We start from the raw sequence: 22,737 nt of genomic DNA, 5'->3' as shown, positions 1-22,737 counted from the left end.
TCAGAGGCTGCGGCTCCAGCGAGGCCAAAGCCCTTTGTCTTTTGTGTTGTGAACGTGCTGAAGTTCCTTGATCCACAGTGCTATGCGTGCTTTTTCTCTGGCGGCTCTGGCCGAGGAGCAGCCGATAATGATGGCGAGGAGGAAGAAGGCCCCTGCGAACAAGGTGCCGAACATCAGTAGGTCATGAGTCATCGAAACATAAAAGTCTTTGTCGACATTGCGTTGATTTGCAAAGGAGACAACTGCAGCCGTGGCAATTCCCGTGAAGGAGAAAAACGTGGAGAACCCAGCACAGGTTAGTTCAGCGCTGAAAGGCAACGAGTCTTAGCGGGCAGGCGAGTCGGAGTGCATCTCGTGGGGGATGAGTTTCAGTTGTTCCCTGTGTGCGAGGCCGAGTTCTGGCATCCCCAGGATTGAGGGTTTTGCTGACAGTCCTGACTCACCCATCTCTTCTTGATCAGCCATACTTTGACCGGGATTTCAGCGGTGCTGAAGTTCCCTTGGCCGGGGATTGGCGTGGTCGGCCCATCGTTGACGGAGTAGGTGCCTGCGAAATGCACGATGATCCGAGCGGTGTAGTCCTTGGTCTGTTCGTAGCGGTGGCTGGTGGCTGTTTGAAGCTGTCCCCATTGGGCTTGCGGGATGGATTGACCAGGGGTCGAGATGGGGCCGAGGCTGTGCCCATCGCCGTAAATGTAGGTATAGCTCAACGGGGTGGCGGTGATGCGGACGCGTTGGCCGAGCAGCGTGATGTTGAATTGCTGGGGTGCTGCATTGGAGATGAAGTTGGTTTGCCAGCTGTTCAGTGTGAAGGGACTGGGCTGGGTTGTCGCGGTTCCGGGGCTCACCGGAAGATGCTGAAAATCCGTCTGAATCCGAGCTGCGATCTCAGCGAGTAGATCGACGGGGTTTGCGTCGTAGACACAGGTGGGGGAGCCCACTTTCTGCCAATCGGGAGGCTGGATAGCCTTCAGGGAGCTGTACCACTGAACCATTGCGCCGTTCTTGCCTGCGGTGCACTGCCGCATGGAAACGGCATCACAGTGTTCGGCACTGGTATTGCCTTGGTCTTTGCCCCCGGTGACACATTCCACGGTGGTCTTATAGCTGTGAGTATTGTCAGGCCTCACGACAGAGGCATTGGTCCAGACTCCATTGGGCATCTCGATTGTGGTTTCGATCCCTTCATAATCCCAATTTGTCGAACTCGGTTGATGAGAGACCGCAAAACAAACATCGGTGCTAATAAATGAAAAGCCGAATAACACTACTAAGAAAACGATGGACCGCGTAACGTGCAATATTTCTCTGAGAAAAAATTTCATGAGATCTTCCCTATATTGCTTGCTTTCCACCGTCCTGCTAGATAGACCGCGTCAAGAACCTCGCCATTAGCTACTGAAGAGTTTTGCGTGTCGTTGACCGAACCGTCTGAGTTGAGGGTCTGACCTGCGGTCTGATTAGACTGGATAATCACCTGGTAGGAATTATCTGGGGTGGTTTTAAATCCGGCTTTTGTCAGTTGAGTGCGAGTTACGATAACTTTGCCGCCGACGTTCCATCCCTTGCTCTTATAGAGAGCTTTGATGTTGCCAATAATTTTATAGCAGTAGGTACAGGTGCTCTGAGTAATTTTTTCGTATGACTCTGTATCGCCGGTTTCTGCGGCATAGTTGAAAACGTTGAACCAGTAGGCGGCGAAAGCCTTGAGGCCTCGTTCGCTGAATTCATCTGCTTCCGGAGGCTTTACCGGAACTGGGACATTCTTTGCGGGCCCCTTGACCGTTGCAGGCTGATAGGGCTGAGTCGGGCTAGGGCTGGGAAGCGTCGCCGGGGTTGTTTTGTCTTGAGACGCTGTCTGAAGAGAAGCTGAACTCGATGGGGCAGCTTTACCCCCGTCGCTGCAAGCAGTCAGACCGGTACCCAGAGCCAGGATGAGAAGTAAGCATATACAAGTTGATTTAAAGGACCATCGAGCCATGTTCACTCCGATTCCTCGGCGGATCAATCCTTAGTAATCGATGAGCATACTCAACATGCCGTGAAAAGGATAGGAAAATAATCGCTTTTGTGGATAACCAAGGTTATCCACATCGGCGATTTATCGATTGCGGGGCTTCTGAATGCCGGATTTCATTTTAGGTAGGCAGCAATTACCCGCTCGGGTTGAGACGATGCTGCGGAGGGTGAAAGGTGCCGGTAATGGCAGGAATAATGATCGGTGCAGATACCGCCGCATTGCGGGACTTTGCAGTCCTGCAGGTGAGGGCTGCCGAGAACCTCAGACAGGTGGCGATGGGGCTTTCCAGGGCCTTCCGGGCGGCTCGATGGCAGGGCCCTGACGCGGAAGCATTTCAGCTACGGTGGCATACAGTTCACTCCTTGCATCTTCATGCAATTGCGGACTCTTTGGCGCTAGTGGCCAAAAGCTTGACGAAGCAAGCCGCCGATCAGGACAGAACCAGTTCCAGGGATGTCTCGGGCTCTGCTTCGCGATGGGGGCCTATTCGTGGAGCAGAGCAGAAACTCGATTTCTTCGGACTCCTCGCTGACCCCTCACCTCTCGGAAAACTGAAGCCAATGGAGGTGCAAAGCTGGTGGGCCACTTTGACGGCGCAGCAGCAGGACCAGTTCATAAAAATGCAGCCCATAGCTGCTGGAAACACTCAGGGCGTGCCATTTGCTGAGCGGATCAAAGCGAACGGAATCAATGCGCGGATTGAACTGGAAAGGATGCGACGACGAAAAAGTCCTGAAGAGCAATACGGCCCGTCGCGTCGGGTTTTGATCGGGCCAGATACGGGGGCTCAAGACGCTGATGACGGCGATCCTGCTAAGGTCAGTTATCTCGAAGCAGTGGCAGCCGGCGAGATCAATTTAGCGGCGTACGATCCAGCGAAGCATTCCATCATCGAGGTCGTGGGTCAGCTCGGGCCGCACACCAAGAACATCATCACCTACGTCCCCGGAAGCTTCACCAATGACACCTCCTTCTTCAAACATCAAGTGCAAGGGCTGGCTCAATACCTGGTGAAGGGTGAAGCGGCGGGGGAAACAGCGGCTTTCATCTATAAAGGTGGGGAATTCCCTGACGGTAGCGTCCCCGATGGCCTGCTCGAAGCACGGGGCGATTCCTTTCTGATCGCGAATGCTCCGAAACTTGCTGCTTTTCAAGCGGCTATAGACGCGGAAAACACCCAAATTGGGGCCAAGACCAGCAATATTTCACACAGTTGGGGAACCCGGTTGACCTCTGGGGCGGAGGCTATGGGAGCGCATTACGATCAAGTCATTGCGCTCTCGGGTGCCGCTCTGGATCCCCACTGGAAGCCGCAGCTGGGCACTGAATATCTCAGTATGAGTTATCCCGACCCTCTGCAGACCGCCGAGCAACTAGGAGTTGTCGGCATCAATTACCCCATGAAAGACCCGAACTTTGAACATCGTTGGTACCGGCCACCGAACGGCAGCAATTGGGGTGCTCCCTTCAATACTGAGAATCACAACCTGATTGTCAGCACCGAGAATAAGAACGAGCCGGTGCTGAGAGATCTTCTCCAGAAAATCCAGATATCTGCGCTCAAAGCAGCAGCATAAAGGAGCATTCAAGCGACTAGCTAAGCCGAGTGGACTGATGGATCGGTACCCGGAAGGTCATCATTGCGATTTCCATCCGGCCATTGAGCCTTCAGTATGACCCCTGATGACCTTCAATGACCCAGTGTTTCCGCGCTATTGAGCTGAACCAGAGCTGAAACTACCTTTGAGCCATGGCTCCTGAATCCTTGTTGTCGCACGCCGGGATCTCCCGGCAATCACGATGTCGAATGCGCTGAATCCGCCAGCCATCCCTGTAAGAGCAGCCATCCCAGTTGAACCAGTCATGAAAGCTAGACCGGCCACCTCCGTTAGAGCCGAACCAGCTGAATCCTCTTTCTCAGACCGTTTGGCGAGACATCCCGACTCCCGCACCTGACTCCCAGTAAGGCACTCCATGTCGCAAGAATCAGATCGTTCCAGTAACGACAACAACGAAACATCAAAGAACAATGCATTCGAGGAACGAGCACCTCAGAATGATCTGCCGCAAAACGGGCTGGATCAGGACCGGGGTAACGACGTCCTTAGCCATGAGGAGGTCAGAACCACCAAGGTTGTCGCTGGTCAGAAGAGTACTTCAGCCCAGAAGGAATCCAAGAAGGGACTTTTCACGAAGTCTCGTTCGCTGGAAATCGGGGTTGCGATTGGGCTTGCGGCAGTAATCGCGATAGGCGCGGCGAGCTTCACCATCGCGGCCAACGCAAATAACTCCAATGCAAATAACTCAGCGAATGGGAATCAGAACAATGCCCAAGCAGTAGATGACCTCAAGGAATTGAGGCTAGGTTACTTCGGGAATGTCACTCATGCGCTACCCGTCGTTGGGGTCCAGCAGGGGTTCTATGCCAAAGAACTCGGTAAGACTGAACTCAAGACGCAGATCTTCAATGCAGGGCCAGCAACGGTTGAAGCCCTGAATGCCGGAGCGCTCGATGCCGCTTATTTGGGGCCGAATCCGGCGATCAATTCCTTCGTCAAATCCAAAGGGGAGTCGATCAGCATTGTGGCCGGAGCTGCTTCTGGTGGGGCCCAACTAGTCGTCAAGCCCGGAATCAACAGTGCGGCAGACCTCAAAGGTAAAGTACTGGCGACCCCGCAATTAGGCGGCACTCAGGATGTGGCACTGCGGAATTACCTCGCTGACAATGGGCTGAAGGTCGCCACCAACGGAGGTAATGACGTCACTATCAACCCCACGGACAATGCACAGACCCTCAAACTCTTTCAAGACGGAAAGCTGGACGGCGCTTGGCTCCCCGAACCTTGGTCCTCGCGCCTGGTCTTGCAAGCCGGAGCGAGAGTCCTTGTTGATGAAAAGGACCTGTGGCATGCTCAGGGATCTCAAGACGGACAGTTTTCCACCACCATCCTGATCGTGAATAAGTCTTTCCTCAAGGACCACCCCCAAGCCATCAAGTCCCTGCTCAAAGCGCAGCTTGAAACCCAAGACTGGCTAGATCAACATAAAGGTCAAGCGATAAGTGCGGTCAATGCAGGTTTGGTGCAGGCCAGCGGCAAAGGGTTACCCGACGACGTCGTAAAGCGGGCTTTGGACAGTTTGACCCTCACCGCCGACCCAATTGCCGGTACTTATAAGACCTTACTGGCCAACGGGGTCAAAGCCGGGGTGACTAAGGACGCCGATATCAACGGGATCTTCGATCTCAGGTTACTCAACGAGATTCTCAAAGAACAAGGAAAAACCATAGTCAGTACCGCGGGTCTTGGGCAAAGCTGAGCCCTGAGCCCTGAGCCCTGAGCCCTGAGCCCTGAGCCCTGAGCCCTGAGCCCTGAGCCCTGAGCCCTAGGTCCTGAGTCCTGGAGTTCAGTTCCGAACTCTGAGTCTAGGAAACTAGGAAACCAGGAAACTAGGAAACCAGGAGCTAACGGGCGTGGGTCACACCGCCGTCGACGATCAGAGTGGATCCCACCACGTAGTCGCCGGCTCGTGATGCAAGATAGATGGCGGCGGCCGCCATATCCTCCGGCTGGCCAATCCGCCCGGCCGGAATATGTTCGGCGATCTCATCGGCGTGGTCACGTGCCTCCCGATTCATCTCCGAAGCGAAGGCACCCGGTGCGATGCCACTGACGACGATGCCCTCCGGTATCAACTGAATCGCCAGCCTGCGGGTCAGCTGGATCAGGCCCGCCTTGCTCGCCTGGTAGGAGTAGGTCTCATTTTGGCTGAGGGAAATTCCGTCGATTGAAGCGATATTGATCACCTTGGAAAGCCGTGCACCACTCGCCTTAATCAGCTGGGGCAGGAGTCGCTGTGTCAGGAAGAAGGGAGCTTTGACATTGAGATCCATCACCTTGTCCCAGCCGTTCTCGGGAAAGTCCTGCAATGGCGCTCCCCAGGCCGCACCGGCGTTATTGACCAGAATGCCCAGTTCAGATTCCCGTGCACTGTACCTCGCCACAAGGTCCTCGATTCCAGTGAGAGTCGAGACATCGCCTGGTAGCGAAATGCACTCGCCCAGAGCCGACAGTTCGGCGGCAGCCGCATCGCAGGCCTCGGCCTTGCGGGCAGAGATGTAGACGCGGGCGCCCTGCGCCAAGAAGCCTTCGGCGATCATCCGACCGATTCCACGAGAGCCTCCGGTGACCAGGGCGGTTCGTCCTTCGAGGGAGAAGAGAGCTGAAGTATCCATTGTTCTGCCTTCCAAATGATGCGATGAGCCAGGGTGAGCCAGCTGGTTCGAGCTTGATCGGGTTGCTCATGAACACATCACAAGACTACGAGCTATTAGCCCAGAACTCCGGAAAGCTCCTGAACACTTCTGGGAGGCGGATCCGGCTTGAGCACAAGGCCTTGACTCAGCGCATTATGAACCAGCATGACACCGGATGACTTCGTATTGCCGAGACCTTGAAGGGCCAGCGGGCCATCCTTAGCGTTGAGGGATGACCGCGACAGCCGCCGCAGCACATCATGAGGTAACGCCTTCGGTGAATTCCGCGAAGCCGGTGGTAGTGCTGGAGAACCTGGGCAAGACCTTCGGAGACGCAAACGTCAATAACCCGGTATTGGAAGGGCTTGACCTGACAATCAGCCAAGGGGAGTTCGTCGCGCTGCTCGGAGCTTCCGGCTGCGGGAAGTCCACCCTGCTCAACCTCATCGCCGGCCTCGAAGTGCCGACTCAGGGTTCAATGGAGATTCCAGCCGATGGTGTGGCCTTCATGTTCCAGGACGCCACACTCTTTCCCTGGCTCACGGCACAACAGAATATTGAACTGGCTCTGAAACTCCGCGGAGTCAGCAAAGAAGAGCGGAAACTCAAGGCAGAAGAACTTCTGGCCCTGGTCCATCTTCAGCAGGCCGGTAAAAAACGGCCTCACGAACTCTCCGGAGGCATGCGTCAGCGCGTCGCTCTCGCCAGATCCCTCGCCCAGGACAAGCACGTTCTGCTGATGGATGAGCCATTCGCTGCACTGGACGCCATCACTCGGGACCTGCTCCACGAAGAACTCAACAGAATCTGGAAGCACACCGGGAGAACCATAATTTTCGTTACCCACAACGTGCGCGAAGCCGTTCGGCTGGGTCAGCGGGTGCTTTTGCTCTCCTCTCGCCCAGGCAAAGTGATCCGAGAATGGCGGATTGCCGAGGACCAGAAACACCCCGAACCAGCGGCCTTGCTAGCCAAAGAGATAACTGACTCCCTCCGCCAAGAGATCAGCAGACATGTCTAGCCTCCTGAATCCGGACAAATCTGACCCCGCAGCGAACTCAACCCACACTGAGCGGCTTCCCTCGCTCAGCTCTGCGCAAAGCGCTGAGCCAGCCCAGAATAACGCCGAGCAAACCCGGCCTACAGGGTTTGTCCAGGAAGCCGAGCCAACTCAGATCACCGGCCTAGTCCAGGGTTCCGAACAAGCCCGGCTTTCTGAACTAGCCCAGAAAGCAGCTCAAACCCAGAAAGCCGCGCAAACCCAGGAAACTGAACAAGCCCAGCGCTCCGAACAAACCCCGGACGCCGAACTGCAAGGCCTGGATCGCTTGCAAACCGATCGGCAGACCCAGCGCAATCTGAAGAGAACCCTGATCCAGATTCTGGCACCGCTCGCCGCCGTCATCGTCTTGATTGTGATCTGGCAGCTCTACGTGTGGCTCGGGGCTAAGAGGCAGGACGTCGTACCGGGGCCGCTCGACGTCGCCGGTACTTTCGCTGAGTTGTCGCGCCAGGGCACGCTACAGGAAGCGATCTGGACCTCAGTGAAACGCGGCCTAATCGGCTTCGTGGTCAGTGCCGTGATCGGCACCGCTCTGGGGTTATTGCTAGCTCAGGTTCGTCCCTTGCGCACCGCTTTCGGCCCGCTCATCTCAGGGCTTCAAGTGCTGCCCAGCGTGGCCTGGGTGCCCGCCGCGATCATCTGGTTCGGGCTTTCTGATGGCACGGTGTACTTCGTGCTTCTGATGGGCGCTATTCCTTCGATCATCAATGGGCTGCTCTCCGGAGTGGACCAGGTTCCACCGCAATACCGCGCCATGGGCACAGTGCTGGGAGCCTCGAAAACCGAACTCTCATTGAGGATCATCCTGCCCGCTGCGCTTCCGGGCTACCTCTCCGGTCTCAAACAAGGCTGGGCCTTCTCCTGGCGATCCCTGATGGCGGCCGAGATCATCGCGATTGGCGGCACCCTGGGCTTCGGCTTGGGATCGCTGCTGCAAAGGGGCCGGGATCTGTCGGATATGGGCATGGTGATGGCGGCGATTTTGGTAATCCTCTTCGTCGGGATCGTCGTCGAGCTCGCTGTCTTCGCTCCGATCGAGCGTCGCCTGCTCCGCGGCAGGGGTCTTCTGCGGAGCACCTGACCAAGCCCCCGAGCAGGCCCGGTGATCCCTGAGATCATGGCACAGCAACTGATCACGGCCGACTCCGGAGCAGCCAGCCGACTCCGGAGTCAGCTGCTTCGGCCTAGCGTGAACCCCGGTATACCTGCACCACAGCAGGTCTGGGGAGTGCAGCCCGGCCACGTTTCGGCTTGCTACCGGGCTTCACATAATCCGGGAAAGCCGAACGCTGGGCGGCCCAGCTACCCTCTTCGCCGGGGTGCTGCACGGCGACGAAGACCAGCCCGTCCTGATCGTGCACGATCGGCCCGCAGGTCTCGGACTCTCGCGGTACCGAGAGGAACTGCTCCACTCGACCGCGCTCGCGGCCCTCCAAGGTCACCTTGAATAAGCCGTCATTGAAACCGATCGTCGATGGTGCGCCGTCAGTGGAAATCCACAGATTGCCCGCCGAGTCGAAAGCCAGGTTATCGGGGCAGGAGATCGGGGAGACCTTGTCCTTCGGGAATCCGCCGAAGTAGGTCGACTCGTTTTTCGCCGGGTCCCCACAGACCAGGAGCAGGTTCCAGTCGAAGAACTGCGAGACCTGGCCGCCGCGCTCGGTGATCTCGACGACATGACCATCCCGATTCTCAGTGCGCGGATTGGTTTCGTCCGCTGCCGGATAGCCGCTTTTCCCCCGGTTGGTGTTATTGGTGCAGGCGACGTAAATCTTCCGAGATTTCAGATTGGGCTGCACATCTTCGCAGCGATCCATCTTGGTGGCTCCGACCTTATCGCCCGCCAAGCGGGTGTAGACCAGCACCTCAGCGATGCTCATCCCCGGAACCGCAGAGACGCCGTTGCGGGTTAGCGGAATCCAGCGTCCGGTGCCATCGAAACGGCCATCGCGCGGCAGCTTTCCGGAGCCATCGATCTCCCGGGCCGAATCGCCGTCGAACTTGGCGACGAACAGATCTCCTTCACTGAGCAGCTTCTTGTTCCAGGCTCGGGCGGCGGCAGAATTGCCCGGCCGGTACTTGTTCTTGCTGACGAATTTGTAGAGGTAATCGAAGCGCTCATCATCACCCATATAGGCCACCACTTGGCCGTTCTCTGCGATGATGACGTTCGCACCCTCGTGCTTGAGGCGGCCCATCGCGGTGTGCTTGACCGGCCTGCTCGTCGGATCGAGCGGATCGATCTCGACGATCCAACCGAAGTGGTTCACTTCGTTCTGGTACCCCTGATTGCGGGTGTTCCAGCGCGGTTCGTCGAGTTCCCAACCGAGTGTGGTCGGCTGGGAGGTGAGGCCGTAGCGCTTATCCGTGGTCCGGTCACCCGGAGTGACGAAATAGCCGTTGAAGTTCTCCTCCCCGGAGAGCATGGTGCCCCAGGGCGTGGTGCCGCCGGAGCAGTTCCCCAGGGTGCCGAAGGCGACACGGCCATCGGGGCTCTTCACGGTCTTCAGCAATTCGGAGCCGGCAGCCGGGCCGGTGAAGCTGTAGGGCGTGTTGGTCAGGAACCGTCGGTTGAGCGGGGCCCCCTGTTGATAGCTCCACGGTTTTCCAGCCCGGCTGCGGCGTAATTCCACCACGCTGAGACCATGGGCGGCGCGGCTGATCGCCCGGGATTCGGTGGCCGCTAAGTTTGGAGGGAACATGATCCCCGGATTGACATACTCGTGATTGCTGAACAGGATGGCCCGCCGTCCGCGACTGCCTGGGATCTCGACAATATCGGTGTAGTCGTTGTTGTAGCCGAACTGTTGCGCCTGGGCAGCCGCGCTCTGATGCAGTGGATCGAAGTCGGGGGAGCGCTTGAAAAGCGGGTCGCCCCAGCGAATCACCGGCTGCCAGCTGAAACCGGAAGGCACCGTGAGCTCATCCACTAGCCGGTCAACGGGCTTAATCGCCCGGAAGCTCAGCGGTGAGCCATGCGACCAGTAATGCGCCGGCGCGGCTCCGGCGGCTGCCGCCTCAGCCGAAGGCGCGGTGGCCGCTTGGGTGACGCCGCCGAGCACCAGCGTAGCCGCCCCGACCGCTCCCAACCCTAGTAGCTGACGGCGGCCCAGCGCGCTTTGCGCGATATCGCGAAAGTAGGCATTGCTCGTCGTGTTGCAGACCTCAGCCGCACAAGCATTGTCGCATTTTAGCTGGCAGGTAATCGCACTGCGCTTGCCACGTGTGTGGCCCGCCATTGGCAGCAGGGTAGGGGTTTCAGTCATCGGGCTGGCTCCTTGTGGTCATGGGGTGATTCCAACCTTGCTGGACCCGCCCTGCCAGGGAGTGAATGTGAGGTGGACCACAGGTTAAATCTGTGCTGAAACTGAGTCTTAGCTGTTGTTTTCATGACGGCTTGACCCGCGAGGTGTCATGAAGGGATTCCGGTCGCCCGATCAGCAGATGACCTCGGATGACCTCAGATGAACCACCCCGTAATACTCGTTCGTGCCCGGATTGAAGCGAAAACTACAGTCAATCCATGGCTGTTCGTGATCTCTACCCCACCTCCTTACGACTGCTCGGGCGCCCCGTCCTGGTGGTCGGAGCCGGAGAGGTGGCTGCTCGCCGGGCTAAAGCCCTGCTCGACGCCGGGGCGCAGCTCAGCGTGGTAGCGCCGGACGCCGTCCAGAGCATCGTGGAACTTCACCGGGCCGGCCTGCTCGACTGGCAGCCAAGACGCTATCGAGAAGCCGATCTGGAGGGCCAGTGGTTCGTGCAGACGGCGACCGGTGACCCTGCGGTAGACGGACAAGTGAGCCGACAGGCTGAAGCCCGGCGGATCTGGTGCGTCAACGCCTCCGATCATCAGGAATCAGCCGCCTGGACGCCTTCGGTGGCCCGGCTCGACGACGTCACGGTGGCGATCAACGCTGGCGGAGACCCACGCCGCGCGGTGGCTCTGCGCAATGCCGTACTGACCGCCCTGGAAACCGGACAGCTCGATTCTCCCGGCAGCTCACCGCTCAAGCTCCGCCGGGAGCACGCCGGTTCGGTCGCCCTGATCGGCGGCGGCCCGGGGGCTGACGATCTGATTACTGTGCGGGGCAGGAAGCTGCTCGCGCAGGCCGACGTCGTGATCGCTGATCGGCTGGGCCCCAGAGGTTTACTGGAACTGCTGGAGGAAAGCACCGAGGTGATCGATGTGGGCAAGAGCCCGGATCACCATCCGGTGCCCCAGCAGCAGATCAACAGCCTGCTGGTGGAGCATGCTCGTGCGGGCAAACGGGTGGTGCGACTCAAGGGCGGTGACCCCTATGTGCTGGGCAGAGGCGGCGAGGAAGCCGAATACTGCCGCGCGCACGGCGTCGAGGTCGAGGTGGTGCCAGGGGTGAGTTCCGCGATCGCGGTGCCCGCTGCCGCTGGCATCCCGCTCACTCACCGGGGATTGGCTAGGGGATTCACCGTGATCTCCGCTCATCAGGATCTCGCTGAGCTGCCAGAGGGCCGGGATCACACGGTGGTTTTACTGATGGGAGTGGCCACGCTGCGCCGCACCGCGGTGAGCTTGGCCACAAAGGGACGGGGCGAAGGATGCCCGGTTGCTATTATTGAAGATGGCTTTGGGGCGCAACAGCGTATTACGATCGGCACTCTGGGCGGTATCGCCGACCAAGCGGAGGCGCTCGGCGTCAGTTCACCCGCCGTCGTGGTGATTGGCGACGTCGTGCGAATCAGCCCCTTCGCCCCGACTGATTTTCGATTGGCTGGGCTCAGCGCTTCCGAACACTCCGCGCACTGAGCATTCAGCATTCACAAGGAGAACGCACTGTTGTCGAACCCGACCGAGGCCGCTGAGCGCGGTACCCTCGCCCGCCCGCTCCGGGTGGCCGTCATTGGCTCCGGCCCTGCTGGCGTCTATGCCGCAGACATTCTGACCAAGTCCGAGCCGGTCAAGAACGGTGAGCTGGTGGTCAGCATCGACCTCTTTGACCGTTACCCGGCGCCGTTCGGCTTGATTCGTTACGGCGTGGCCCCCGACCACCCGCGGATCAAGGGCATCATCCAGGCATTGCACAAGGTGCTGGACCGCGGTGACATTCGCTTCTTCGGCAACGTCGACTACGGCACCGACCTGAGTCTGGACGACCTCAAGAAGCACTATGACGCGGTGATCTTCGCCACCGGCGCGATCGACGACGCTTCGCTGAACATCCCCGGGATCGATTTGAAAGGCTCCTTCGGCGGTGCGGATTTCGTCTCCTGGTACGACGGGCACCCCGATGTGGCCCGGGAGTGGCCGCTGGAAGCCAAAGAGATCGCCGTATTGGGCAATGGGAATGTGGCCTTGGACGTGGCCCGGGTACTCTCTAAGCACGCTGATGACCTGCTGGTCACCGAGATCCCGGAGAATGTCTACCGGGAACTGAAGAAGTCCCCGGTGACGGATGTGCACGTCTTTGGTCGTCGCGGCCCCGCGCAGATCAAGTTCACCCCCTTGGAACTTCGTGAACTCTCGCACTCGCGCGATGTGGACATCATCCTCTACCCCGAGGACTTTGAATTCGACGAGGCCTCGGACGAGGCGATCAAGACCAATAACCAGGTCAAGACCATGGTGAACACCTTGACCAACTGGCTCGTCGAGCAACCGGAAGAGTCCACCGCTTCGCGTCGCCTGCACCTGCACTTCCTGCACAACCCAGTGGAGATCCTGGGCGAGGACGGCGCGGTCACCGGAATCAAATTCGAGCGCACCGAACTGGACGGCACCGGCAACGCCCGCGGCACCGGCGAATTCTTGGAGTACCCGGTGCAGGCCGTCTATCGCTCGATCGGATACTTCGGCTCGGCGTTGCCGGAGATCGAGTTCGACGCCGGGCGCGGCGTGGTGCCGAACGCCGGTGGGCGGGTGCTGGGTGCTGATGGCGAGCACCTTCCCGGAATCTACGCCACCGGTTGGATCAAGCGTGGTCCGGTGGGACTCATCGGTCATACCAAAGGTGACGCGCTGGAAACCGTCAGCTATCTGCTAGAGGACCTGGAGTCGCTGCCGGTCGCGGAGGCGCCCGAGGAAGACGCCGTGCTGGCGCTGCTTGAGCAGCGCGGGGTGCAGCTCACCAACTGGGAAGGCTGGCACACCCTGGATACCCATGAAAAGGCGCTGGGTGAGAATTTCGACGCCGCAGCCTTGGGACTCGATCTGAAACGTGAACGCGTGAAAGTCGTGGATCGCGAAGAAATGGTGCGGATTTCTCGTAGCATCAATGCCGGGGTTTAAGCCCGCAATTACTTTTGCTGTGATTTTGCTGGAGATTTGCCGATAAAAGTGCTGGACTGGTTAAGAGAACCGGTTCAGCACTTTTGTTGTCATGGTGTGAGAATCCTGAATGAAGAGCTTTTCGCGAGGTGCCACGCACTGAGATGCGGGCCGTGGCAGATGGCGAAACATCTCTTCCTGTGACGAAGCTAGACCTTTGATGTGCACAAGATGTGGAATTGTGTCGTTTTAGTTAATTTCGTATTCAGTTTTGTTTCTTATATTTCGAATTCTTTCTTTTTCCCAGAATTTTCCAGATTGAAGTGCTTAGATCTGTCTACCGGTTGATCGGAACAGATCATCTTGGCCAACAAACATCATTTTGGCAGATTGGGAAGGAAAATAATGTCGCGACAAAAAGCTCGTCTGGCATTGCGGATCACCTCAACATTGAGTGTTCCAGTAGTTCTCCTAGGCCTGGCAAGTGCCGCTACGGCGGCGCCTCCCACCCCTCCGGAAGTTGCAATCCCCGGCTCGGAATCCCCGAAGGCCGCGATCGCCCATAAGCTCTCCAACGCGCCGGCTACTCAGCTGCGCACGGTTCAGATCGCTTTGGCGCCGCGTGATCCCCAAGGGCTCAATCAGTTGCTCAGTAATCTGAGCAATCCGAGCTCACCCGATTATCGGAAGTACCTCACTCCTCAAGAGTATTCAGCTCGGTTCGGACCGACTCAGCAGAGCGTTGACCAAGTGGTCAAGTTCCTGGAGTCGCACGGTCTGCAGGTGAATTCGATTGCCACCGGAAAGCAGTCCATCTCGGCCACCGGCACCAATGCCCAGCTTTCCAGCGCTTTCGCGACCAACCTGGCGCTTTATCAGGACCCCGAGACCACCGGGACCTTCGTGGGCGCTGAAGGCGCGGTGAAGCTCCCTTCCTCGGTGGCCACCTTGGTCACCAACGTCGCCGGGCTGACGGATGAACGGGCACCTTTCAAACCCGCTTCCCGGCCCTCCCCGGATGCTACGGGTAAAACCGCGCAAGCCAAGACTCTGGCACCTAAGAGCACCGACCAGGGCAGCGGCCCTAAGGGTGGCTTCACCCCGGCCGAATTGAGGAAGGCTTACAACACGGCCTCCATCACGGGCGGCAATGACGGCGCAGGTGCCGTCGTCGCCCTGGTGGAGTTCTCCGGCCACGACGCCTCTAACCCGGCAGCCTATGATGCGCAGTACGGTATTTCCGCTCCGGCCGTTGAGAACGTCAACGTCGACGGCGGGCCGACCGACGTCGAGGGACAGGGCGAGGTGGACCTGGACATCGAGGTGCTGCACGCCATCGCCCCTCAGGCGAAGATCCTCAACTACCAATCGCCCAATACCGGTAATGCTGATCTGGATCTCTACGGCGCCATTGTGAACGACAACCGGGCTTCTATTATCTCCAGCAGCTGGGGACTGCCCGAGGCAGCGACCAGCTCGAGCCATGTTCAGGCGCTGTCCAATATCTTCAAGCAGGCCGCTGCTCAGGGAATCACCGTGTTCTCAGCCGCCGGTGATCACGGTGCCTCGGACAATTGGTCCTCGGGCAGCACGGCGCTGACCGTGGATTCGCCGTCATCTGATCCGAATGTCACCGGCGTCGGCGGCACCCGGCTCTCGATTGATTCCAGTACCGGTGCCTGGTCCAGCGAAACGGTCTGGAATGACTATGTCGATAACGGCGACACCTGGCGTGGTGCCGGTGGTGGCGGCGTCTCCAAGTTCTTCACCCGCCCCTCCTGGCAGACCGGCGTCGGCGTCAACCTGAACCAGAAGCGTCAGGTCCCGGATATCTCCTCGGCTGCCGCGGAATACCAGTACTCCGGCTACACCGAGCTGTTCGATAAGAACGGTAACGATAAGGGACCCGGTTGGACGGCTTTCGCCGGAACCAGCGCCGCCGCTCCGCTCAACGCTGCTTTCCTGGCGCTCACCAGTGTCAAGGGCGGCGGAGTGAAGTTCGGTAATATCAACCCGCTGATCTACCAGATCGCCGCGGATGATGCGGGCGCGTTCCACGACGTGACCTCCGGTACCAATAGCATCGTGGGAAATGCTGCGAGCTATGCTGCGACCACTGGTTTCGATAAGGCGAGCGGTTGGGGCAGCCCGGTCTTCCCGAACTTCGCTACCGGATTGCTGAAGTAAGTAGCTGAAACCACCACTGGAACGCCCGACTTCCGGGACGTTCCACTGACCTCGGGATAGCTCACTGTCGCTACAGTGGGCTATCCCGAAGTTTTTAATTGTCTTGGCGTCTGGGCCCACGCGTCCGAGGGCAGAGTTCTGAACCGAAGCCGGATCAGGAGAGCTGGCGCACCGACAAGGCCAGCCAGAGCTGCACTCGATCAGCGGTGATCGCCGGGTCATAACCTGTCAGCTCGGCGATCTGGGTGAGTCGGTATCTCACCGTATTGCGGTGCAAGGACAGTGATTCAGCTACCGCCGCGAGGGAACCATTGAGTTGAAGGTAGCTCTCCAAGGTCATCAGAAGCTCTGCATTGTGCCGAGCATCGAAGTCAATCAGCGGCCCCAGGGTCTCCGCCGCCATATCGTTCATCGGCACATCCTCACTCGCCAAGAGCAGCGAGGTCAGGGATAGCCGTTCGGGCTCATTGACCGCCAGCCCTCGGCTGGCCGCTTCCCTGGCCTCGAAATAACTCCAGCGCAGTCCATTGGCCTGAGCATAGCTTCCCCCGATGCCGATCTGCACGCTTACTCCCGCCCCCTGTAAATACCGGGAGAGCTGCCGTGCCAGAACACCAGAATCTCCCGCTGAGCTCGGCACAATGAGCAGTAGCTCGCCCTCCACCACCGCACTCACCGCGGCGTCGAAAGCTGCGGGCAGCGACATCCCACTGAGTAGCTGGCGTTTCTGCTCAGGGGCGGAGATCAGCAGGATCACGTTCTTCACAGCCGGGTTGATCTGTATTCCGCGCAGCCTGGCGGCGATTTCTCCTTCTGGCAGTGCGCTGTGCAGCACATCCTGCATCACCTGTCCCGCCAGCAGTCTGCTGTCTTGCCGGCGCTGGGTCTGATTTGCCAATTCGATGCTCACCAGGCCCTTGGCATAGTCCACGATTCCGCCCCGATGCCCTTCCTCGGCAAAAGGTCTGCGCAGCCACAGCGTGCAAGCGTCGCGTTTGCCGGTGGGCACCGGCACCGGAAGCCACTCATCATCGTTGGGATCATCGCCCGGAGAGCTGTTGAAGATCTCGGTATGGAATTGTTCAAGGGCGACATCGGTGTTCACCAGGCGGCGCAGCGCGTTCAACAGCGAAGCCAGTCCACTGCCATGCGCCGGATTGGTGCTCAGCAGCGACTTGGCAAGCAGCTGATGGCCCGAGAGCAGATTTTCCAGCCTCGTGTAGTGCTCGGCGCTCAAAGCGTCGGCCACCAGTTTGCTGATCGCCAGGAAGGGAGTCTGATAAGGGATCTCAACCACTGGAACCGCCCAGCGATTGGCTTCCGCGAGCAGCGCCTGCGGCACGCTGTCATGCCCCAGCCCTACGCCGAAGCCGATGCCCACGGCTCCGGCTCGCTGCACCTGGCGAACGAAGACCCGCTGTGCGGCAGCGGTGCTGAGCCTGGCTCCGGTGGTGAGAACCAGTTCGGCGCCGCTGAGAAACGGTTGCGGATTCTCCAGTTCAGTCACGGCCACCCAGGAGATCGGAGCTTCCAAGGTACTCGTTGCGGAGCCGAGCCTGCTCAACTTCAAGGTCGATTCCGCTAAGAGGGTGCTGAGGGTGATTGCCATGGCACTAATCTACCGATAGCAACTATACAAACGCACTAGCAATACCCATCTTGGTAGTGCAATCATCCATTCCTCGGTGGGAAAACGTCCCCTACGCTCACAATCAGGTGAAATTCCCGATTTACCCGCCAGCTAGCACCCAGTCATCAGTAAGGTTGAACACCGTGGTCAACATTTTGCAGAACTTCATCAACGGCGAATTCCGCGCTCCCAGCGGAGCCGGGGCACTCGATATCGTCAATCCGGCCACCGAGGAGATCGTGGCCAGCGCCCCGCTCTCCAGTGCCGAGGACATCGACGCCGCAATGGCCGCGGCCGCCACGGCCTTCAAGAGCTGGAAGCGCACGACGCCCGCCGAGCGGCAACTGCTGCTGCTCAAGTTAGCCGATGCCATGGAAGCTCGCAGCGACGAGCTGGTGGAAGCCCAGCACCGCAATACCGGCCAGGTCCGCCAGCTGATCGCCGACGAAGAGGTCGCCGCGGGTGCGAACCAGCTCCGCTTCTTCGCCGGTGCCGCCAGAGTACTGGAAGGCAAGAGCGCGGGCGAATACATGGAAGGCTTCACTTCCTATGTGCGCCGCGAAGCAGTAGGGGTGATCGCTCAGGTGACGCCCTGGAATTATCCGCTGCTGATGGCGATCTGGAAGATCGGCCCCGCACTGGCTGCTGGCAACACCATCGTGCTCAAGCCCTCCGACACCACGCCGGAAAGCACCCTGGTACTCGCGGAGCTGATCAGAGATATCTTCCCCGCCGGAGTGTTCAACGTACTGCTGGGCAACGGTGAGACCGGAGCCGCCATGGTGGCGCACAAAACCCCAGCCATGGTTTCGATCACCGGTTCGGTGCGCGCCGGTATCGCGGTGGCCAGCGGTGCTGCACAAGGCCTCAAGCGCGCGCACCTGGAACTCGGCGGCAAGGCACCGGCCATCGTCTTCGCCGATGCTGATCTGCCGAAGACCGCTCAGGCGCTCGCCGAATTCGCTTTCTTCAACGCCGGGCAAGACTGCACCGCGGTGACCCGGGTATTGGTGCAGGACGCCGCTCAGGATGAATTCCTCGGACTGCTCAAAACCGCGGCGGAAGGCCTGCACACCGGTAGCCAAGATGACAGTGAGAACTACTACGGTCCGCTGAACAACATCAATCATTTCGCCGCGGTGAGCAAGGCCGTCGATTCGCTCCCCGAGTACGCCACCGTGGTCACCGGGGGCCACCGAGTGGGGGAGAAGGGCTTCTTCTACGCCCCCACCGTGATCACCGACGTCAAGCAGAGCGACGACATCGTGCAGCGGGAGACCTTCGGCCCGGTGATCACAGTGCAGAGCTTCAGCACCGAGGAAGAGGCGCTCGAACTAGCGAACGACGTCGAATACGCGCTCGCCTCTTCGGTCTGGACCTCGGACCACGGCACCGCGATGCGGGTCTCTCGCGACCTGGATTTCGGTGCGGTCTGGATCAACACGCACATTATGCTCACCGCCGAGATGCCGCACGGCGGATTCAAACAGTCCGGCTACGGCAAGGACCTCTCGATGTACGGCGTCGAGGACTACACCCGGATCAAACACGTGATGTCCTCCCTCGACGCGTAGTTCCAGATGACGTCTTTGGTCACTATGGTGTTTCCCCGCCGCTTAGACACGATCCACCGTGTCGCCGTTCGCAAACTCCCTAACCTCGCAAGCTCGGCCAGGGAACCCTGTTTGCTCTCTTAGCGCCACGCTCGGGGTCGCGATGCGCGGCTTTCGGAAACACCTCCGTGACCAATGGTGGGGAAGCTGGTTTTTGTAGCCGCGCATCGCGGGATCACCGCATGGCGACGAAGTCGACAGGCGAAGACCGTGTCTAAGCGGCGGAAAGCCAGCGCCCCGACCAGAACACGCGCTACCCCAATGAGCAACTCGATTTTCCATAGACCTGAAAGGCACGAAGATGGCAGATATTCAGTACCGACTCGAACAGAAGCGCAGGATTCTGGGCGACTTCCCTGGGCCTAAGTCGGCGGCGCTCGCCGAGCGGCGGAAGAAGGTCGTGGCGGGCGGCGTCGCTTCGAGCGTGCCGGTCTACGTGGCCGACGCCGACGGCGGCATCATCCACGACGTGGACGGCAATTCGTTCATCGACCTGGGGTCCGGAATCGCGGTGACCTCGGTGGGCGCTTCGGACGCCGCCGTCGTCGGGGCAGTTGCCGAGCAGGCTGCGCACTTCACTCATACCTGCTTCATGGTCACCCCCTACGAGGGCTATGTGCAGCTCGCCGAGGAACTCGCCCGGCTGACCCCCGGCGATCATGAGAAGCGTTCGGTGCTGTTCAACTCCGGCGCCGAAGCAGTGGAGAACGCGGTGAAGATCGCCCGGCTGGCCACCGGCCGGGACGCCGTCGTCGCCTTCGACCACGCCTATCACGGACGCACCAACCTGACCATGGCGCTCACCGCGAAGGCGATGCCCTATAAGACCGGGTTCGGTCCCTTCGCGCCGGAAATCTACCGGGTGCCGATGAGCTACCCGTACCGTGAGGAAGCGGACATCAAAGGTGAAGAGGCTGCGCAGCGCGCCATCACGATGATCGAGAAGCAGATCGGTGGTGACCAAGTGGCGGCCCTGCTGATTGAACCGGTGCAGGGCGAAGGCGGCTTCATCGTTCCCGCCGAGGGTTTCCTGCCGACTCTGGCTACCTGGGCCAAGGAGAAGGGCATCGTCTTCATCGCCGATGAAGTGCAGTCCGGCTTCTGCCGCACCGGTGCCTGGTTCGCCAGTCAGCACGAGGGCGTGGTGCCCGACCTGATCACCATGGCGAAGGGCATCGCGGGCGGTCTGCCGCTCAGCGCGGTGACCGGTCGGGCGGAACTGCTCGACGCCGTGCACCCCGGCGGCCTCGGCGGCACCTATGGCGGCAACCCGATTGCGTGCGCTGCTGCCTTGGCCGCGATCCGCTCGATGGAGGAGTACGACCTCAACTCCCGCGCACAGCGGATTGAGGATCTGGTGCTGGGCCGTTTGCACAAGCTCGCCGAAGAGCTGGGGGCGCAGGGCATCATCGGCGACATCCGGGGCCGCGGAGCCATGCTCGCCGTCGAACTCGTCAAGCCGGGCACCGCGCAGACCACCAAGGAACCCCATCCGGAAGCTACCAAAGCGATTGCCGCTGCCTGTCTGCAGGCCGGTGTGGTCATCCTGACCTGCGGTACCTATGGCAATGTGGTCCGGCTGCTGCCACCCCTGGTGATCAGCGAGGAGTTGCTCGCCGATGGCCTCGACGTGCTTGAGGAGGCCATTCGCAAGGCCTAACCGGGCCAGCGGGCTGTTCCGGCTTTTGGGCGACATCGTTTCAAAGCCGGGACAGCCTGTGAATTAGCAGGTAAGGTTCGGATATGCGATACGTGGTTGGATACACTCCGAATGAACGCGGTGCCGATGCGATTGCGCTGGCCTCTGCCATTGCACGGACTCAGGGCGCCGCACTGGATGTGGTTTATGTCTTCAATGAGGACAACCCGTATCAGGCTGTCACCCCGGGTGGGGAGTTGCTCAGCCCCGCCGATCAGGCGGTACTGATCGCGCGAGGCAAGGCGCTCAAAGAGGTGCCGGACGACGTCGAGGCCGAGTTCCACGTCCGGGAAGCCGATTCCTTTGCCGCCGGACTGATCGAGGCCGCCGTAGAGTACCAGGCCGGTCTGATCGTGATCGGTGCCACCAGCAATGGGCTTTTCAAGCGGTTCACGGTCGGCTCCATCGCCAATGGCCTGCTGCACGCTTCCCCCGTTCCGGTGGCGTTGGCTCCTCGTGGATACCAGCGCCGGGAACCGCTGACCCGACTGACCCTCATGGTGGGTACCCGGCAGGGCGCTCAGGCCGCTATCGACGTCGCGATCGAATCAGCGGCGCGGCGCGGGGTGCCACTACGACTGGTTTCGCTGCTCGAACTGGACGAGCTCAAACAGCAGGAATTTGAACTGGATAACCCGCTGAGCCCCGCTCGGCAGCACGTTAATACGGTTTTGGCGATGGCGGCTGCCCGGCTGCACGAGGGCCAGGCCACCGCAACCTTGGCTCATGGCCGCAGCATTGAGGCCGCCATCGACTCCATCGGTTGGGACGACGGTGAAGTGGTCATTGTCGGTTCTTCACGCCTAGCACAGAAGAATCTATTGTTCCTGGGCAGCACCGCAAATAAGGTGCTGCGGGCCCTCCCGGTGCCGATGGTCGTAGTGCCGCGCGATTATGAGCGGGTGGATTCCACCGTCTAAGTCTCGGTAGATGCCGTAGCTGCTTCCCGGCGCAGCGCGGCGTGATTGCGCACGGTCAGCAGCATATCGATGGTCAGCACCAGAAGGGCCAGCCAGACCACGCCGAAACCGATCCAGCGTTCCAGGCTCATCTGCTCATTGAGGAACAGCACCGCGATCAGGAACTGCAGTACCGGGGCGAAGTATTGCAGGAGTCCGATGGTGGTCATCGATAATCTGCGGGCTGAGGCACCGAAGAACAGCAGCGGAACTGCGGTGATTACCCCGGAAGCCGCCATCCACCAGAAATGCCCGGCACCGGCAGAACCCAGGGTCGCGCTGCCATTGAGGGTCAGCACTACCATCACCGCTGCCGCGATCGGCGCGAGCAGGGCGGTCTCCACGCTCAAGGAGGTCACCGCCGTCACACGCGGGCCCACTCTCTTCTTCACGAAACCGTAGACTCCGAAGCTCAATGCCAGTACCAGGGCGATCCAGGGCAGCTGCCCATAAGCGACGGTGAGCTCCACCACGGCGGCAAAGCCGATGCCGACCGCCAGCCATTGCAGAGGCCGTAGCCGTTCCTTGAGTACCAGGACGCCGAGCAAGACCGAAACCAGCGGGTTGATGAAGTAACCGAGCGAACTCTCAATCGCGTGACCCGTGGTGACACCGTAGGTGTAGGTGAGCCAGTTGATCGCGATCAAGACCGCGGCAACCGCCAGAGTGCCCAGCAGCCGAGGCGATCGCACGACGTGCGAGAAAGCCGGCCAGCCCTTGGTCACGGTGAGCAGCAGAGCGCAAAAAACCAAGGAAAAGAGAACCCTATTGGCGACAATCTCCACGGAATCCGCTGGTTTGAGCATCACGAAGTAGATCGGCAGCAATCCCCACAGACCGTAGGCGGCGATCCCGTAGAGCACGCCGAGACTGGAATTCTCTGATTTGGAGACCGCTGCGGAAGCTGCGAATGGGGGACGGCTCACACAGCAATAACATCAGTTGCTTCCAGCAAATTCCACTATTACCGGGATCGGCTCGGCGGAAGAGGCGGTTTGGGGGCGGCTCAGCTCAGCCAGATTATTGCGCTAGGAGACGCTGGCTTCCTGCCAAATGAATTTCAGTCATAT

At 59.8% G+C, this 22,737-nt stretch carries 18 protein-coding genes; 11 read left to right on the top strand and 7 right to left on the bottom strand.

The window, feature by feature from the left end; genetic code table 11:
- From ABDK06_RS05775 to ABDK06_RS05765, 3 genes are all read right to left on the bottom strand, one after another.
- On the bottom strand, positions 1–318 hold the full coding sequence (locus ABDK06_RS05775; protein WP_394939820.1) for a hypothetical protein: 318 nt from the start codon (positions 316–318) through the stop codon (positions 1–3).
- 50 nt (positions 319–368) lie between these two features.
- Positions 369–1,163: a hypothetical protein gene (locus ABDK06_RS05770; RefSeq protein WP_394939818.1), complete on the bottom strand. Its 795-nt coding sequence runs from the start codon at positions 1,161–1,163 to the stop codon at positions 369–371.
- 158 nt (positions 1,164–1,321) lie between these two features.
- On the bottom strand, positions 1,322–1,981 hold the full coding sequence (locus ABDK06_RS05765) for a DUF6318 family protein (protein WP_394940801.1): 660 nt from the start codon (positions 1,979–1,981) through the stop codon (positions 1,322–1,324).
- Positions 1,982–2,580: 599 nt separating this feature from the next.
- On the opposite strand from ABDK06_RS05765, the gene ABDK06_RS05760 reads away from it, so the two are divergent.
- Positions 2,581–3,597 (top strand): hypothetical protein, encoded by a 1,017-nt coding sequence (locus ABDK06_RS05760; RefSeq protein WP_394939816.1) that lies wholly within the window; start codon positions 2,581–2,583, stop codon positions 3,595–3,597.
- A 397-nt stretch (positions 3,598–3,994) separates the two neighbouring features.
- Positions 3,995–5,338: an ABC transporter substrate-binding protein gene (locus ABDK06_RS05755; RefSeq protein ID WP_394939814.1), complete on the top strand. Its 1,344-nt coding sequence runs from the start codon at positions 3,995–3,997 to the stop codon at positions 5,336–5,338.
- A gap of 145 nt (positions 5,339–5,483) precedes the next feature.
- On the opposite strand, the gene ABDK06_RS05750 is transcribed toward ABDK06_RS05755, so the two are convergent.
- Positions 5,484–6,254 (bottom strand): SDR family oxidoreductase, encoded by a 771-nt coding sequence (locus ABDK06_RS05750; protein ID WP_394939812.1) that lies wholly within the window; start codon positions 6,252–6,254, stop codon positions 5,484–5,486.
- A 68-nt stretch (positions 6,255–6,322) separates the two neighbouring features.
- On the opposite strand from ABDK06_RS05750, the gene ABDK06_RS05745 reads away from it, so the two are divergent.
- Genes ABDK06_RS05745 through ABDK06_RS05735 form a run of 3 tightly spaced genes read left to right on the top strand, consistent with a single transcriptional unit; the run spans position 6,323 to position 8,419 of the window.
- Entirely contained in the window at positions 6,323–6,454 is a 132-nt protein-coding gene (locus ABDK06_RS05745) for a hypothetical protein (RefSeq protein ID WP_394939810.1), read from the top strand.
- 53 nt (positions 6,455–6,507) lie between these two features.
- Positions 6,508–7,296, top strand: coding sequence for an ABC transporter ATP-binding protein (locus ABDK06_RS05740; RefSeq protein ID WP_394939808.1), 789 nt, complete (start codon positions 6,508–6,510; stop codon positions 7,294–7,296).
- Positions 7,289–8,419, top strand: coding sequence for an ABC transporter permease (locus ABDK06_RS05735; protein WP_394939806.1), 1,131 nt, complete (start codon positions 7,289–7,291; stop codon positions 8,417–8,419). The genes ABDK06_RS05740 and ABDK06_RS05735 overlap by 8 nt, the downstream gene beginning before the upstream one ends.
- A 103-nt stretch (positions 8,420–8,522) precedes the next feature.
- Here ABDK06_RS05735 and ABDK06_RS05730 read toward each other — a convergent pair whose 3' ends face one another.
- Positions 8,523–10,604 carry a PhoX family protein gene (locus ABDK06_RS05730; protein ID WP_394939804.1) on the bottom strand — a complete coding sequence of 694 codons (2,082 nt, stop codon included), beginning with the start codon at positions 10,602–10,604 and terminating at the stop codon, positions 8,523–8,525.
- 257 nt (positions 10,605–10,861) lie between these two features.
- Here ABDK06_RS05730 and cobA point away from each other — a divergent pair, with 257 nt between their 5' ends.
- The 3 genes from cobA (at position 10,862) to ABDK06_RS05715 (ending at position 15,766) form a co-directional block, all read left to right on the top strand.
- Positions 10,862–12,121, top strand: coding sequence for a uroporphyrinogen-III C-methyltransferase (cobA, locus tag ABDK06_RS05725; RefSeq protein WP_394939802.1), 1,260 nt, complete (start codon positions 10,862–10,864; stop codon positions 12,119–12,121).
- A gap of 30 nt (positions 12,122–12,151) precedes the next feature.
- Entirely contained in the window at positions 12,152–13,600 is a 1,449-nt protein-coding gene (locus ABDK06_RS05720; RefSeq protein WP_394939800.1) for an FAD-dependent oxidoreductase, read from the top strand.
- 384 nt (positions 13,601–13,984) lie between these two features.
- Positions 13,985–15,766, top strand: a complete 1,782-nt coding sequence (locus ABDK06_RS05715; RefSeq protein ID WP_394939798.1) for a S53 family peptidase — start codon at positions 13,985–13,987, stop codon at positions 15,764–15,766.
- A gap of 154 nt (positions 15,767–15,920) precedes the next feature.
- Here the strand turns inward: ABDK06_RS05715 and ABDK06_RS05710 are convergent, their stop codons facing one another.
- Positions 15,921–17,375 (bottom strand): PucR family transcriptional regulator, encoded by a 1,455-nt coding sequence (locus ABDK06_RS05710; protein WP_394939796.1) that lies wholly within the window; start codon positions 17,373–17,375, stop codon positions 15,921–15,923.
- A gap of 164 nt (positions 17,376–17,539) precedes the next feature.
- Between ABDK06_RS05710 and ABDK06_RS05705 the strand changes: the two genes are divergently transcribed.
- The 3 genes from ABDK06_RS05705 (at position 17,540) to ABDK06_RS05695 (ending at position 21,628) form a co-directional block, all read left to right on the top strand.
- Complete coding sequence (locus tag ABDK06_RS05705) at positions 17,540–18,970, top strand: gamma-aminobutyraldehyde dehydrogenase (protein ID WP_394939794.1); 1,431 nt, start codon at positions 17,540–17,542, stop codon at positions 18,968–18,970.
- Positions 18,971–19,310: 340 nt separating this feature from the next.
- On the top strand, positions 19,311–20,669 hold the full coding sequence (gene gabT, locus ABDK06_RS05700; RefSeq protein WP_394939792.1) for a 4-aminobutyrate--2-oxoglutarate transaminase: 1,359 nt from the start codon (positions 19,311–19,313) through the stop codon (positions 20,667–20,669).
- An 83-nt stretch (positions 20,670–20,752) separates the two neighbouring features.
- Entirely contained in the window at positions 20,753–21,628 is an 876-nt protein-coding gene (locus ABDK06_RS05695; RefSeq protein WP_394939790.1) for a universal stress protein, read from the top strand.
- Here the strand turns inward: ABDK06_RS05695 and rarD are convergent.
- Positions 21,625–22,593: an EamA family transporter RarD gene (rarD, locus tag ABDK06_RS05690; protein ID WP_394939788.1), complete on the bottom strand. Its 969-nt coding sequence runs from the start codon at positions 22,591–22,593 to the stop codon at positions 21,625–21,627. The two genes, ABDK06_RS05695 and rarD, sit on opposite strands and share 4 nt — an antisense overlap.
- Positions 22,594–22,737: the final 144 nt, after the last annotated feature.

Source organism: Psychromicrobium ferritrahens, from assembly GCF_043789415.1.
Classification (GTDB): Bacteria; Actinomycetota; Actinomycetes; order Actinomycetales; family Micrococcaceae; genus Renibacterium.
This window is presented reverse-complemented; position numbering and strand designations above follow the sequence as displayed.